Genomic DNA, 15,254 nt, shown 5'->3' with positions numbered 1-15,254 from the left:
TTTGCTTGTTTAAACGCTGCTGTCGGGATCGGGCCGTTCAATGGCCGGAGCAAAGGAACAACCTTGCCAGATTGCTTTGTAAACCTCACGGCGCAGAGCGGGGTCAACATTGCCCGCGCGCATTTGATTGTGCACACCGCGCACAAAAACAGCCACCCCGTACCAGCCCTGTTCCCGGCGACGAAATGAGGTTTCATTGCGCGCGCCATAGCGGAATTTCCAGATGTTCTTGTCGTTGATCAGCGCGTAGTTCACCCCTTTGTTTTCAGGCACATCGTGGACGACTTCGCTGTTGGGGCAATAGATGCCGGGATATGTTTTGGCAATGCGCTGGGTGTATTCAGCGTCATCATACCAGATGAAGTAGTCTTTGATTGGAAAGCCGTGCTCCTGGATCACCCAGCGTGGCACGAGGACTGATACAAATGAGCAGGCGCTGACCAGAAAATAAGGTGTTTCGGGGCTGTAAAACCGGGGCCAGTCCCAAACGGTTGTGGGGGTATTCATTTCACAGAGATCCCCATTGGTCCATTTCACAGCCGAGCAGGCAAAAGCAGGACGGTGGTGAAAGCGGGTCTCAAAATCCTGCAGGCTGTGCTGGAGTTGGGCGATTGCTTCTGGTTCGGGGTAAGCATCATCATCGCTGAACCAGATATAATCATGGCCGGCCTCATAAGCGACGCGCGCGCCTTCATAAAAGCCACCCGCACCGCCGGAATTTTCGCGCAGACGCACATGTTGAAACCGCTGATCCTGGTTTTGCAACTCTTGCAGCCAGGCGCCTGTGTCATCGGTGGAAGCATTGTCGATGACAAAGACCTGATCCGGCAGCTGTGTTTGCTTTTTTAGCGCGTCGATCACCCGTTTCAGCTTATCAAGCCGGTTATATGTCACGATGACAGCGGCCAGAGAGGTGGGGAGGCTCATAGGGTGTCCTTTTTCGGTCCGTCAGCCTGTGGCCGATCTGTTATTGCTGTTTTGCGACGATGTACATCTTGCAGGCGGTGGCGGTGAAAATAAGCAGGCCATTTGTGCTGTACATTAAGCATATCCATCATCATTGCGGCCATTACATCCAGATTGCGCTGCTCTTCGGGAGTAAAGTAGTCTTTTGGATCAACCGATTGCGGGGTTTCAATGGTACGTGCCTGCATGGCGTCCAGCGCATCTTGTAAGATAGGCGCGTCTTCAAAAAACATCTTATCCAGTGCTGCAGCATCTTTGCGGTAGCTTTTTTGGATTTGTGCCCAAAGCCCCGTATCCATGCGCAGTTTTTCCTGTGGCGCCTCTCTGAGCATTGGGATTTGCCCAATACGGCGCGCCATTTCCCAGCCCAGGGTATGGCGTAGCCATTGGCCGGTTTCGTCGAACGTGGACTGCACATGCTTCAAAAACATCAGTTCGCGCAGGCCGAGCGCTTCGTTTTCAGACTCCAACTCAATGAATTCACAGGGCTGCTCGTCAAAGGCGACATGGGCAAAATCTTCAATGACGGATCCGCCGCGCAATTGGCTGCGTACCATAGGGCGCAAGGTGAAATCCGGGCCAAAAGCCGCGCGCCATTTTTCAAAGCGCGGGGCATAGTGGAAGCGACGTGATGCAAGGTTCTTGTCATAGAACGCCTGCATCGTTTGGTTGAACCAGCCGATTTTGATTTGTTCGCCAAAGCTGGACAAAATTCGTTCGGCGTGGGGGCGGACATAGGCAATGATATGAATGCGGCTCACGTGGGGACGGAAAAAATGATCCACCACGGTGCGAAAACCCGCAGCAGGAATATTTTCAAACACCTCACCAGACAACACAATATAGTCTGCTGTGCTGTCTGCGATTTCAGAGGCCAGTTCTTCCAAACCCGGTTTCTTGCGCAGATGCGCTGGCAGCGGCGTCTTCTCCAGATGACTTTTGATAAAGCCCATGAGGTAATTGTGGTTCAGTTTTGCAGGGTACAAAAGCTCAACTGTTTGCGGGCGCACAGCCCCAACTGCAAAAGCATTTTGTAGGGTGGTGGTTCCGGTTTTATGGTCTCCGATATGGATCACCAGCGTTTTTGAGCTTTGGCTTTGCGCCACCTGATCCGTCATACCCATGCCTTTGTCTTTCTTGCGGGAAGTTCCTAATCTAAGAACCTCAATGGGTCCAGCGCAAACCTGATGCGCAAAAACCGCTTTAACCAGGCTTTAGCGGTTCAAAATCTCGCGGTGATATCGCCCCATCAGCAACAGTCCCAATGCGAGCAGCCCAAGGCTTAACAGCAGCACATAAGACACGTTTACATAGTGCGCCCCATAGGTTGGATAAAACCCTGTGCGCATCAGCCCGGCCACATGCATCAGCGGGTTGTACCAGAGGATTTCGCGGGCCACAGGGGGCATGTCTTCAAATAGGAACAACACGCCTGAAGCCAGAAACAAAGGGCGGTTTAAAACAGACCAAATTACATCCCAGATTGGGAATAATCCCAAAAGAACAGCGTTTAATGTGCCGACTCCCAGCCCTACCAGCATTGCAAGCCCCATTGCGCTGACAACAGAAGGGATGTCCAGCACAGCGCGACTGTCAGAGATCAGCAAAATTCCGCTGAGCAAGAGTAAGGCTGTGAGGCTGCCTGTGAGGCTGTTCAAAAGAAATCGAGCCAAAATTGCGTCAATCCAGGTCACAGCGGGATAGCGCAGCAGGGGGCGTGAATACGTCAATGCGCGAGACACATTGCCAGAGAGCTCGCGATACAGGTTGAAGGGTAAAAAACCTGTTGCATAAAAAAGGAGAAAACTATTGCCCAAAGAGGGGGTGCGGATCACCAGGGAAAATCCCACAGACAAAAAGAGGATTGCAGCAAGGGGTTCGACGATGCTCCACAGATATCCACCGGGGGTGCGGCCGTAGCGGGTCGACATTTCGCGCAAGATTAATGCCACCACCACACGTGTTGTAGCAAAACTGCGTGTACGGGCCACAGCAGGGGGCTGGGCGGGCGCGAATGCAGCTTCAGAAGCGTCAGCATCTGGGGGGGCGGGGGAAGAGGGCGCAATGCGGGTCATGTCAAACAACGTGTTGATTGTGTGGTTGTAGAGTTGCAATAGGACAGCGATACTGCTGCAAAAGCAAAAGGCAAGAGCAATGAGTGTATTGTGGGACAAATCATCATGACGCAAGACAGCAACAGTAATCTGCGTCCTGTTGAAACAAGTGATGCACCCGAACAACCTGCCGCCGAGCCAGGCCCCGGACCCAAAGGGCCGGGAAAGGGTGGTCCTCTTGGGCCAAAGCAGGAGTTGAAGCGCCTGCGCAAGAAAATGCAGGAAGACAAAGCCGAGATTGCCCGGCTGACCGCCCAGACCGAGGCCTTGTCTACGGCTCATTCCGTAGCGCGCCCCGCTGGTATGCGGCGACGGCATTGGGGGCTTTTGGTCAGTTTTGCTGCTTTGGTGGTGATCCCATTGCTGGCGGCTGTCTTTTATCTGTTTACAATCGCCGAAGATCAATATGTGTCGACCACGGGTTTTATCGTGCGTTCACAGGAAAGCACCAGCAGCACGGATTTGTTGGGAGGCATTGCGACTCTTACCGGAAACGGAACCGCATCTGATGGAGATATTCTGTTTGAATTTATCCAAAGTCAGGAAATGGTTTCTGCTGTCGATACCGAACTGGATTTGCGCGGGCATTACAGCACATATTGGCCAAAAGATTGGATCTTTGCGCTTTGGCCCTCTGCCACTCAGGAAGATCTGGCCTGGTATTGGCAGCGCATTGTGGGCATTTCCTATGACAGTGGTTCGGGGCTGACCGAAGTCCAGATCTCTGCCTTTGACGCCGAAACGGCACAGGCGATCGCGCGCAGCATTGTGCGGATCAGCCAGGAGCGGATCAATGCGCTGAACGAGCAGGCGCGCAGTGATGCAATGCGTTATGCGCGCGCAGATCTGGATGTGGCGCTGGAGCGGTTGAAAGAGGCGCGAGAGGCTTTGATTGCCTTTCGCACGCGCACCCGCATTGTAGATCCTGAAGCGGATATTCAGGGTCGTATGGGGGTGATGAACAATCTGCAGCAGCAATTGGCCGAAGCTTTGATTGAATATGATCTGCAAAGCGGAACACTGGCGGCAGGAGATCCGCGTCTTGGTACGGCGCGCCGCCGCATTGATGTGATCCGCGATCGCATCGAAATTGAACGCATTAATTTTGCTAGTGCAGACAACACAGAGACCGGAGCGGTTGGCGAAGACTATCCCAGATTGATATCCGAGTTTGAACGGCTGAATGTTAATCGACAGTTTGCCGAGGAAAGTTACGGGGCTGCGCTGGCAGCTTTGGAGGTGGCCCGGGATGCGGCCACCCGACAGGGGCGCTATCTGGCCACATATATCAATCCCACCTTGGCAGAGGTATCACAGGCGCCCCGTCGATTTGTGCTGACGGGGCTGGTGGGGCTGTTTTTATTGCTGGGATGGTCCATCTTGGCACTGGTTTATTATTCCATCCGAGATCGCAGCTAAAGACAAAGAAGGGCTTTATCCTGTGATCCGCTTTGAAAACCTCACCAAAAGTTTCTGGCTGCGCGGAGAGCGTAAGACCATTATCGACAATTTGAACCTGACACTGCCCACAGGTAGCTCTTTGGCGCTTTTGGGGCGTAATGGGGCAGGAAAATCCACCTTGCTGCAGATTATTGCAGGCACGTTGCCCCCAGATTACGGTCAAGTGGTCACGGATGGGTCAATCTCATGGCCCGTTGGATTGGCGGCTTCGTTTCACCGGGATCTGACGGGCGCAGAAAATGTGCGCTTTATTGCCCGGGTTTATGGGGTGGATACAGATGATCTTGTGGCTTTTGTGGATGAGTTCGCTGAATTGGGGAAGTTCTATCACATGCCCATGCGGGGGTATTCCTCAGGCATGCGCTCCCGGTTGACCTTTGGGGCTTCTATGGGAATTCGCTTTGACACCTATCTGGTGGATGAGGTGACTGCAGTGGGTGATGCGGCCTTCAAACGCAAAAGCCGGGCGCTTTTCTCGGATCGGATGCGCCATTCCAGTGCAATTGTCGTCAACCATTCAATGGCCCAGCTGCGTGAATTCTGTAATGCGGGCCTTGTCCTGGAGCAGGGGCGTGTGCGCTATTTTGCGGATCTGGATGAGGCTATTGAAGAACATCTGCGTTTGATGAAATAAGCAGGCCTGGCCTGAAGTGAATCCAGATTGAAAAGACGTGGCCGAACTGGGACAGGAGAGACAAAATATGAGCGTAGGAAAATTTCTGATGGTAGGTGCGGGCCTGTCGGGGGCTGTGATTGGCCGCCATCTGGCGGAGGCAGGCCACGAGATCACTGTGGTGGATGCGCGCGCTCATATTGGCGGCAACTGTCACACCGAGCGCGATGAAAAAACCGGCGTTAATGTGCATGTCTATGGTCCGCATATTTTCCATACCGATGACGCGGAAGTCTGGGACTATGTGAACCGGTTTGAGACATTTCAACCTTACAAAAACCGGGTAAAAACCACCAGTTTAGACCCCAAAGGCCAGCGCGGTGTCTTTTCCCTGCCGATCAATCTGCACACGATCAATCAGTTCTTTGGCAAAACCTTTCGCCCTGACGAGGCACATGATTTCATCACCAAAGAACAGGCCGATACTTCAATCGCGGATCCGCAGACCTTTGAAGAACAGGCGATGCGCTTTGTCGGTAAGGATCTGTATGAGGCGTTTTTCAAAGGCTACACCATCAAACAATGGGGCATGCACCCGTCTGAACTGCCTGCGAGCATTCTGAAACGCCTGCCAGTGCGGTTCAACTATGATGATAATTACTTCTTTCACAAATATCAGGGCATGCCGGAAAACGGCTATACTCAGATGATTGAAAAGATCCTGGACCATAAAAACATTACGGTTCAACTGAATACGGCTTTCACCCGCGATATGGGCACAGCCTATGATCATGTGTTCTATTCCGGGCCGCTGGATGGCTATTTTGACTATGAACTGGGCCGCCTTGGCTATCGCACTCTGGATTTTGAACGCTTTGACACGCAAGGTGATTATCAGGGCTGTGCGGTGATGAACTACGGTGAAGAAAGCGTGCCTTATACCCGCATCACCGAGCACAAACATTTTGCGCCCTGGGAAAGCCATGAAGGATCGGTGTGTTACCGTGAGTTTTCGCGCGCCGCCGAGCCAGAGGATATCCCGTACTATCCCATCCGACAGGTGAAGGAAAAAGCCTTATTGCAAGACTATGTGGCGCTGGCAGAGCAGGCAAAAGATGTGACCTTTGTGGGCCGTCTCGGCACGTATCGCTACCTTGATATGGATGTGACCATCCGCGAGGCGCTGGACACAGCGCGCAGCTACCTGGATCTGCGCACTGCAGGACAGCCTGCCCCTGTTTTTGCTGCAGACCCGGTTTAGAAGAGCGGAACGGTATCTAATCCTCCCGGAAGGCGCGCGACATAGAGTCGACGATGGGTTTGGTGATATATTGAAAAAAGGTGCGCTCTTGCGTGGTGATCAGCACTTCGGCAGGCATGCCGGGGGTTGGCACAAAACCCGGAAATTGCTGATGACTGCTGCGCGCAAGGGTGACGCGGGCAATATAGACTTCGGGGTTGGTCTGATCTTCTCGATTGTGGATTGAATCCGCTGACACATAGATCACCTCGCCGTCCAGCACCGGGGTGGTGCGCTGATTGAGCGCGGACAGCCGGATAAAAGCGTGCTGGCCTAATTGCACGCTGTCAATTTCCGTGCGCGGGATCAGGGTTTCAATAATCAAAGGCGCGTCATAGGGGATGATTTCGGCAATTTCCTTGCCCGCTTTGATGACCCCGCCTGAGGTGTGATAATGCATCCGCACCACCGTGCCCGCCACAGGGGCGGTGATTTCCGTGCGTCGCAACACATCGCGCGCCTGCAGGATCTGTTCATTGATACTGTCCAGTTCCGCTTGGGCTGCGTTCCATTCGTCAAGGGCGGCCTCTTTATAGGCATGTTCAGTCTGCAGCGCCTGTTTTTGATATTTTTCAATCATCGTGTCGCTTTCCCCCATTTCAGAGCCAAGCCGCGCGATTTGTCCGGTGCCTTCCACGATGGAACGGCGCAGCGCGTTCAGCTCTGTCTTACGGGTCAGACCGCGATCAAACAGGGTGGTTTTGGCCTCCAGATCTTCCTGAAACAGTACAATCTGCTCCTGAACAGAGTGACGTTGATCGCTGTAGCCCTGTTTGCGCAGGCTCTGCGCGGTGATATTGTCGTTGAGCAGGCCCAGATCATTTTCCAGCTTGTCGCGCGACAGGGTAAAGCTTTCGGTCTGGCTGGTCAGAATATGCGACAGGTCCAGATTTTCAGCTGCCAGCGCATGGAGTTTTGGAGGGAATTCCAAGGTTTCATAGCCAAAATATTCGGCTCTAAAGCGAGAAATCATGGCTTCCAACCGGGCGCCCCGCATGTTCAACTCTTTCAGATGTGTCTCTGCGGCGGTGGTGTCCAATGTCACCAGACGATCCCCTGCTTTGACAAAATCGCCCTCACTGACAAGGATCTGATCAATGATCCCGCCTTCAAAGTGCTGCAGGATTTTATTGCGCCCGGTGGCGACAAAGCTGCCCTGTGACACCACTGCTGCCGCAAGAGGGGCGCTAAAGGCCCAATAGCCAAACCCGCCGAGACAGCCAAGCATCAAGATAATGCCAAACATCCCGATCCGGGACACCTGACGGGGTAATTCTGAATACCACTCTTGTGGCTGATATTCGTTTTCATGGGGCGGGTGAATTAAGGTCATGGTCGCACTCCTTATGCGGGGGCTGGGCCATTCAGATTGGGGTTTTGCAGATTTTGATTGCTTTGTGGCGCGGGCGCAGGCGTGGAGCGGCGGCGCTGCTCCAATTGGGCCAGAACCTGCTGGCGTTGGCCAAACATGGCGATATTGCCATCTGCCATCAGCATGATCTTATCCACCGACCCCAAAAGCGACGGTTTCTGCGTCACCACAACCACGGTCATATCGTGGGATTTGGCATGGGTCAGCGCGCGTGCCAGTGCCATATCGCCGGCTGCATCCAGATTTGAATTGGGTTCATCTAAAACCACCAGGCGCGGTTCCCCGAAAAAGGCACGTGCCAGTGCGATACGTTGTTTTTGCCCACCCGACAGGGGGGTGCCATCTGCTGCCACCATGGTTTCATAGCCTTCGGGGAAACTGGCGATCATCTCATGCACATCTGCCAGAACAGCTGCGGTGTGGATCTGCTCATCGGTGGCGTCTTCGCGCATCCGGGCGATGTTTTGTTTGATGGTGCCGGGAAACAGCTGCACGTCCTGGGGCAGGTAGCCCACGTTTGATCCCAGCTGCCGCTGGTCCCAGTTGCGCAGATCCATCAGATCCAGCCGCACCGCGCCTGAGGTGGGCAGAACGGATCCCACCAGCATTTTGCCAAGGGTGGTTTTGCCAGCCCCTGAATTGCCGATTATGGCAAGGCTGTCGCCCGGTGACAGGGTAAAGCTGAGCCCGTTTAAGACCACACGTTTTGTACCCGGCGGCACAAACAGCAAACGCTCCACATCCAGACGGCCTTCGGGATGGGGCAGGATCAGCCGGTCCCGATTAAGAGGCGAGCTGCGCAGCAGTGTGGCAATGCGCCCGTAAGCGGCACGTGACAAAAGGAAATGATTCCAGCCTTCAATAGCGCCTTCCACCGGAGCCAGAGCGCGGCCGGCAATAATAGAGGCTGCAATCACCATACCGCCGGTGATTTCCCCGTTGATCGCCAAGGAAGCCCCCCAGCCAAGCATGCCGATCTGTGTGAGCAGCCGCACCGCACGAGAGCAGGAGGCTGTGATGATATTACGGTCCTGCGCCTTCACCTGTGATTTCAACGAGCGCGCCGTGTCTTGCCCCCAGATGCTGACTGCTTCGGGGATCATTGCCAGCGCATTGATGATCTGGCTGTTGCGAGACATGGAATCCAGATGCAGATTGGCGCGGCTTTGATGTTGATTGGCCTCGGCAAAACTGCGGGAGGTGATCTTTTGGTTGATCAGCGCAATCACAAAAAGCACCAATGCTGTTGCCATCACAATCAGCCCCAGATGCGGGTGCACAAGGTAAATCGCCAAAAGGAAAAACGGTGTGAAAGGAATATCGAGAAAGGACAACAAGGTGCCAGAAACCAGAAAACTGCGCAGCTGCTGCAGATCGCCCAAGGTCTGATATTCACGCCCATTGCTGTGTAGGGACGCGCGCGCCGCAGCACTTAGGATGGGATTGCCAAGCTGGGCGGCAATTTCAACCGCTGTGCGCATCAGGATAAAACGGCGCACCGCATCCAGCACCGCCTGCAACAGGACTGCACCCACAATCAGGGTGGTCAGCATCACCAAAGTATCCATTGACCGGCTGGTCAGGACCCGATCTGAAATCTGAAACAGATACAGCGGGATCGCGAGGATCAGCAGATTGGTGGCGCAGGTGAACACCATAACCAGAAGGATGTTCTGGCGAATGGCTTGGAGCCCCAGCTCCAGACCTTTGGAAAAATCATTGGGACCAAGGCGTTTGTGAAACCGGCTGTCGTTGCCCCCACCGCCGCCGCTTTGGCTGCGTCTGATCGGTGATTTGGGCCTTTGGCCAGAAGGATGTGGGTTTTGAGGCATCTGATGGGGCGCTGCATTGGAAAAATCGCGCGCCTTTCCGGTTGCCCCCTGTCCTGTTGGTCCTGTCCCCCCCGGGTTTTCCGTTCCATAATCTTTCAATGTGCATCCCCCTTTTGAAAATTTAGGCAAGGAGCGTCTGCATCACATCCACCGCTGTTTCCCCTGATTGCGGTGCAAAGATGCCTGCGTCCTCGTCGTGGTCTGATTCCAGCAACCCATCGGCCAGAAACAGAAAGGCTTCGCTGGCCAGACCATCTGGTGTGGCCAGCATCAGGGGGTCTTGTTCCGAGACAAAATCCGCCTGATAGAGAAAGGCGTCGGTATAGGCGCCTTCGCTTGTGTAAATGGTTGAATCCAGGCCCGCATCGGTGATTGAGGCGAGGTTCAACAGCTCGTTTTCACCGGTTGTAACAGAGACATTGGCCCCATCCGTTGCCTGCAGCGTGCTGGCGGTAACCGCGACCTGATCGCCGTCCCCCAGTACATTCACCTGTTCAATGATCTGCAGATTGAGCACATTGCCGGTGACATGCAGCACGCGCAGCAGGTCCAATTCAGCAAAAGCCACATCCCCCTGCACCGCGCTGACATCATGGATGCCATTTGCAAACTGTTCTGCGGTCTGGGCAAATGGATCGGTGATCTCGGTATGTGTGTTTAAGCCAATGTTGGAAATGCTGGCCGCATTCAGCAATAGATTGTCTGACGCGCTGATATCGCCGGCAAACCCCGGCTGTGTGTTGATCCAGTCATTGTCGAACAGCACATTGGTCTGTGAAAGAAACGACAGATCGATGAAATCCCCATCGATGATGATCATATCATAGTGAAAGCCAAGACCAAGAATATCGCTGCTGTTGATCAGCGTATTGCCACCGGTCTGGATCAGCGTGTCTTGGGCCGAAAACCCAATGCTGAGCACATCACCGTCCTGAGCAAAGTTGAACTGCTGCACGTAGTTGTAATTCAACAGATCTCCGTCCAGCGTCACCACGGCGAGAAAATCGGGGCCGTTGCCGGGGGCGTCCCCATCGGCTGGCGCAGAGAGGACGGGATTGGCAGTCTGGATGAATTCTGCGCCATTATAGCTTTGACTGGGATCTGACGAGCTGTCAGTGGTGCTATTTTCACCATTTATAAGATCTGTATCGCTCCAGACATTGACCTGGCTGATCACGTCCGCCTCAACAGATTGACCACCCACTGAAACCACGGGCGCATCCAGCCAATTGGTGCTGATGCTGCTTTGGTTGATTAAAACATTGCTGCCGGCGCTCACCTCATGGGTGGCCGCATCCAGATCCGTCTCTGTCAGCGGCGTCCCTTGCGCAGATTGCGCCGGGTTTGACAAAGCGCCCTCTGCCATCTCTGGCGCAGAGGTCTCGTCTTCACTTTCAGCTGGGGCAAAGCGATGGCTGATATCTGCCAATTGGGGCAAGGCCTCTGCAGCGCTGCCATTCACAGTAATTGGGTCGATATCAGCGCCAAACGCGGCACTGATACTGGTGCCACCTATCGCTTGGGTCAGCGCGTCTGTCTCTAGACTCTGCAGCTGCGTTTTCAGCGCGAGACCGGTTTCATGGGCATGGATCTCCCCCTGTGCCGGCGCGGGTGTGGTCAAAGGTAGCAAAGCGTCTGCTTGGGTCTGCAGCGCAGAAAGACCTGCGTTAAATTCAGAAGCCGAGAGAAATTCAAATGCGCTGGGGTACGTGATCAGCACGTCCAGATCTTCCAGCACATTGATCTGGGCTGTGACCGTGGCCAGCTGGGCCGGCGGGGGCAGCTGAAAATTGGGCTGATCGCCGGTCTGGGATGTGCGGTTTGAAGAAAGAGGCGCGGGCGCTGTTTCGCTGGGAAACATGCGGGGCAGGGGCGCGGATACAACGCCGCTTTGACCCGATAAAATCAGCGGTGAGGTTTGTGCACCGATGGAAGGGCTGATGTCGCGCCAGTAGAGATTTGGATTGAAATCTGTCAGGTTATAGCTGGAGGATACATTGATATTAATCGTGAGAAAGGCGTTCAGATCTGGGGCCTGAGCCAGTTGGGCTGTAAACTCCTGATATTGAATTTTCAGCCGTGCGGCTTCATTTGAAAGTTCAAAAATCCCGATAAAATGAGCAATGATTTCTGTTTTATCGTCAAACATATCATGAGCCCCCGGTTTTGCGCAGATCCTTCGTTAAAATGTGGGCTGGAAAGGGGATCTGCGCGACATAGGCGCCGCGCAGATCCGGGGTTTCTCAGACTTATCCGTCGTCTTCGCCAATTAGGCTAGAGCTGTAGCCGCCGCCCACAACGGTCATATCAACCGTGTTGCCCAGCACATTTGCTCCTTGGACGATGTTCTGATTGAAGGCTGCATTGTCCAAAGCGGCGTCCGCTGAGGCGGTGGACAGGCCATTTACATAGCCATCATCGCCATTGTGCGATCCCCATGAGCCGCCGGTGTGACCGCCCATGCCGCCATCTGCAGAAATCAGGCCGCCTGTGCCGCCATTGCCGCCCCAGATACCAGCATCACCGCCAGCCCCTGCGCCATTGCCCGCTGTGCCGCCATAGCCGCTGGCATCACCACCAGCCCCGCCAGCACCACCGGCGCCTGAGCTTGCAGCGCCGTAGCCGCCGCCCATGCCGTGACCAAGACCAGCCCCATCTGCGCTGCCGCCATCCGCTGCACCAGAGGTTCCGCCTGCGCCACCAGCTCCGCTGGTGCCACCGGTGGCACCTGTGCCGCCATCTGCGTCATTGCCGCCTGTGCTGGATTGACCCAGGCCATAGCCACCGGCATCACCGGATCCGGCCAGACCCTGGCCAACGCCTGGACCACCATCTGCATCTGCAAAGCCTATGCTGTCACCGCCATCGGCCAGTGCCTGACCAATGCCAGGGGAAGGCAGGAAGCTAAAGCCGCCGCCGCCCGCGCCGATTGCACCTGCGTCGCCGCCATCGCTGCCGTCAGCGCCTGCATTGCCACCCGCGCCAAGGCCTCCGGCCAGAGCTGGGCCGCTTGCTGCGCCGCCAATGCCACCAGCCGGGCCTGCGTTGCCGCCGCTGCCGCCGGCTCCACCGCCGCCTGTGGTATCAGCCGTTCCGCCAGCTCCACCAGCGCCACCGGCACCAGAGGTTGCAGCGCCACCGCCGCCACCCAGACCTACGCCAACACCGCCAACACCGATACCGCCTGCGGTTGCTGCACCGCCTGCGCCACCTGCAGCGCCATCAGCATTGCCACCGGCATTGCCATAATGCATGCCACCAAGGCCAAGCGCACCGCCGCCCTGTGCCCCATGGGCATGGCCTGCACCGCCAGTGGAGTATCCGCTGCCAGCGTCGCCGCCATCGGCTTCGTTGGTGATGCCTTCTTCAGCATAGGCGCTGCCGCCCTGCGCTGTTTGGGTCGAGCCATAATTGGCATTGTTGCTGACGGATGCACCTTCGGACACATCATTGTCTTGCAGCGCATTGGACATGCCATTGACAACGCCCGTGTCATTGCCATCTCCGCCAAGCGCTTTTTGCAGAACGCCGCCCAGATTGATGTCGCCGCCAATGTTGGTATTGGCATTGCCATTGACCATGGAGATGTCATCAATTGAAGCATTGTTGCCGAGATCGAAATCTCCAAAGTCATCATCAGTTGGATCCAGACCGGTCAGGCCAAGATTGACATCAACATCAACGTCAACATGTGAGGTGTTTGAGGTGGTGGCATTTGATCCGGATGTGGCGGAAGATCCTGCATTGGTGCCAGCGGTCGAATTTGCACCCGCGGTCCCGGCTCCAGAGCCGGCCCCTACACCAGCGCCGGCCCCAGCCGCCGTAGACCCTGATCCAGAGGTGCTTTCATTGCTGTTGTGATTGCTGTTGGCGTTGCCGTTTCCATTGCCGTTCAGATTGCCGTTGCCATTCCCGTTGAGGTTCAGGTTTTCACTGTGCTGTCCCTGATACTGGTCTTGGCCTTGACCTTGCTCCTGACCTTGGCCTTGGCCCTGATCTTGACCCTGACCTTGCAACTGGCCTTGGCCTTGCAATTGGCCCTGTAGGCCAAACAGATGATTGTGACGATTGCCAGACATAAGTTATCTCTCCCTAAAAGGGTTCGATCGGTCACGAGTCTTTCCAAAGTGACCATTGCCGAACCAAAGTGTCTTAAAATCAATCGCCACGTTTCATTTGCCTGAGTGCAAATTGTGAAACGAAGCGATTGGCCGTCATGATGCCGCAGCAAATGAAAACGACAGCCGGGCTGAATTCCCACCGGGGTCGCGATTGTAAAGAATTCACCCGCAGCTGTCGTGCCGGGCTTGTTCATCCTGTTCAGTTTGGGGAAATGGCGTAAGCTGGAAATTCGGACTATATATTTATATGCGCACAACTTACGCGTTATACGCATTAAATTTCAGTTATTTATTTGAAGGTAGGGCGGCCTTTAATTAACCATGTTAATAAAGGATTGGAAATTTTATCCACAGATTATTGCAATTTTTATAAAGTTTGACATAATCATTAGGGGAGTTGTGGAAAAGACCTTCATACTTTTGATTAGTTGACGCGATACGAAAGAGCGTCTTATCTTCAGTATGTTGTTTTAAATCACAAAATAAGCGTCACAGGATCTTGAGGGCGCAAAATTACCTGGGCAAATCGAGCGTAAGTAAAGAAAAAGCGTTGCGTTTTAATGGCAGCAAGGCTTTGCGTGCGAGGGAAGGTAAGTGGGATTATCATTTCTATTTACCTTAGGGTTTGGAGAAACGAATGCCGGGTGTAAAAACTATGGCGCCGTTACCGTTGGATGATCAACAATTGATGACACCTAACGCTGAAGGCGAATTGGTTGTTTTTATTGGTCCACAAAAAAGTTTTACGCATACCGTTTTGCGTATTGTGGATGAAGAAATCGAAGATATTTTGCCGCTGCGATATGAAACGCTGGATGCGTTTTTACCAGCATTAAAAACACTGACATCGGGGATACGACTGGTCATTGTTGATGCCTGCGCCTGTGAGCGTGTTCTGCACAAAATACAAGAGATGGCCCATGGGGCTGCAGCAGAGTATCCGCACCATCAGATGCCGGGATTTGTTGTGGCCTATTGGAATGAGGCGAATGCCCATAGCACCTTAGAGCGTCTTGGCGGCAGCCTGGGGTTGCAGGGGTTTTTACCCATGAACCAAAGCATCGATATCTGGCTGGCGGTGCTGCGCCTGTTCCTCAGCGGGGGCAGCTATCTGCCGTCCGAACTTTTGGAGCAAAACATTACCACGCCGCAACCCACACCCGCTGCAAATGGAGAAACAGCAACGGATCCCACATCTTCAACCATATCAGAGACTGGCGGAGAGGCGATTGTGCTGTCATCAGCGGCTTTGGACACCTCTGGGGAAGAGAAAGAGGTTTTGACCCAACGCGAAGTTGCAGTGATGGAAGAGGTGGTGAATGGTCTGCAAAACAAGCAGATTGCGGCCAAATTAAAAGTCTCAGAACATACGATCAAGCTGCATATCCATCACATCATCACCAAGCTGAGGGTCAATAATCGTACTGCTGCAGCGATGAAATTTGTCACCACCTGCCAATATGCGCGGGCCTGAG

General features: G+C 54.3%; 11 protein-coding genes. 4 read left to right on the top strand and 7 right to left on the bottom strand.

The features are described from left to right. Positions 1-9 precede the first annotated feature (9 nt). The 3 genes from BLP79_RS16510 to BLP79_RS16500 form a co-directional block, all read right to left on the bottom strand. A complete protein-coding gene (locus BLP79_RS16510) occupies positions 10-927 on the bottom strand; it encodes a glycosyltransferase family 2 protein (protein ID WP_090220800.1) in 918 nt (305 codons plus the stop codon). After that, entirely contained in the window at positions 924-2,090 is a 1,167-nt protein-coding gene (locus BLP79_RS16505; protein ID WP_090220799.1) for a hypothetical protein, read from the bottom strand. The genes BLP79_RS16510 and BLP79_RS16505 overlap by 4 nt, the downstream gene beginning before the upstream one ends. Positions 2,091-2,180: 90 nt before the next feature. Beyond that, positions 2,181-3,041 carry an ABC transporter permease gene (locus tag BLP79_RS16500; RefSeq protein WP_090220798.1) on the bottom strand — a complete coding sequence of 287 codons (861 nt, stop codon included), beginning with the start codon at positions 3,039-3,041 and terminating at the stop codon, positions 2,181-2,183. A gap of 90 nt (positions 3,042-3,131) precedes the next feature. Between BLP79_RS16500 and BLP79_RS16495 the strand changes: the two genes are divergently transcribed. The 3 genes from BLP79_RS16495 to glf all read left to right on the top strand — a co-directional run bounded on the left by BLP79_RS16495 (position 3,132) and on the right by glf (position 6,415). Continuing rightward, positions 3,132-4,499: a KpsE/RkpR family capsule polysaccharide export protein gene (locus BLP79_RS16495; protein WP_198512012.1), complete on the top strand. Its 1,368-nt coding sequence runs from the start codon at positions 3,132-3,134 to the stop codon at positions 4,497-4,499. A gap of 22 nt (positions 4,500-4,521) precedes the next feature. Further along, a complete protein-coding gene (locus tag BLP79_RS16490) occupies positions 4,522-5,175 on the top strand; it encodes an ABC transporter ATP-binding protein (protein ID WP_090220797.1) in 654 nt (217 codons plus the stop codon). A 67-nt stretch (positions 5,176-5,242) separates the two neighbouring features. Continuing rightward, positions 5,243-6,415 carry a UDP-galactopyranose mutase gene (gene glf, locus BLP79_RS16485; RefSeq protein ID WP_198512013.1) on the top strand — a complete coding sequence of 391 codons (1,173 nt, stop codon included), beginning with the start codon at positions 5,243-5,245 and terminating at the stop codon, positions 6,413-6,415. A gap of 16 nt (positions 6,416-6,431) precedes the next feature. On the opposite strand, the gene BLP79_RS16480 is transcribed toward glf, so the two are convergent. From BLP79_RS16480 to BLP79_RS19730, 4 genes are all read right to left on the bottom strand, one after another. Beyond that, complete coding sequence (locus tag BLP79_RS16480; protein ID WP_090220796.1) at positions 6,432-7,787, bottom strand: HlyD family type I secretion periplasmic adaptor subunit; 1,356 nt, start codon at positions 7,785-7,787, stop codon at positions 6,432-6,434. Between the two features lie 11 nt (positions 7,788-7,798). After that, entirely contained in the window at positions 7,799-9,757 is a 1,959-nt protein-coding gene (locus BLP79_RS16475; protein WP_232716541.1) for a type I secretion system permease/ATPase, read from the bottom strand. 22 nt (positions 9,758-9,779) lie between these two features. After that, positions 9,780-11,807, bottom strand: a complete 2,028-nt coding sequence (locus BLP79_RS16470; RefSeq protein WP_090220795.1) for a hypothetical protein — start codon at positions 11,805-11,807, stop codon at positions 9,780-9,782. A gap of 100 nt (positions 11,808-11,907) precedes the next feature. After that, entirely contained in the window at positions 11,908-13,737 is a 1,830-nt protein-coding gene (locus tag BLP79_RS19730) for a hypothetical protein (protein ID WP_157844000.1), read from the bottom strand. Between the two features lie 679 nt (positions 13,738-14,416). Between BLP79_RS19730 and BLP79_RS16460 the strand changes: the two genes are divergently transcribed. Continuing rightward, positions 14,417-15,253, top strand: a complete 837-nt coding sequence (locus BLP79_RS16460; RefSeq protein WP_090220794.1) for a response regulator transcription factor — start codon at positions 14,417-14,419, stop codon at positions 15,251-15,253. Position 15,254 lies beyond the last annotated feature (1 nt).

The organism is Epibacterium ulvae (genome assembly GCF_900102795.1).
Classification (GTDB): Bacteria; Pseudomonadota; Alphaproteobacteria; order Rhodobacterales; family Rhodobacteraceae; genus Epibacterium; species Epibacterium ulvae.
Note: the sequence above shows the minus strand (reverse complement) of the source record. Positions and strands in the feature narration are given on the sequence as shown.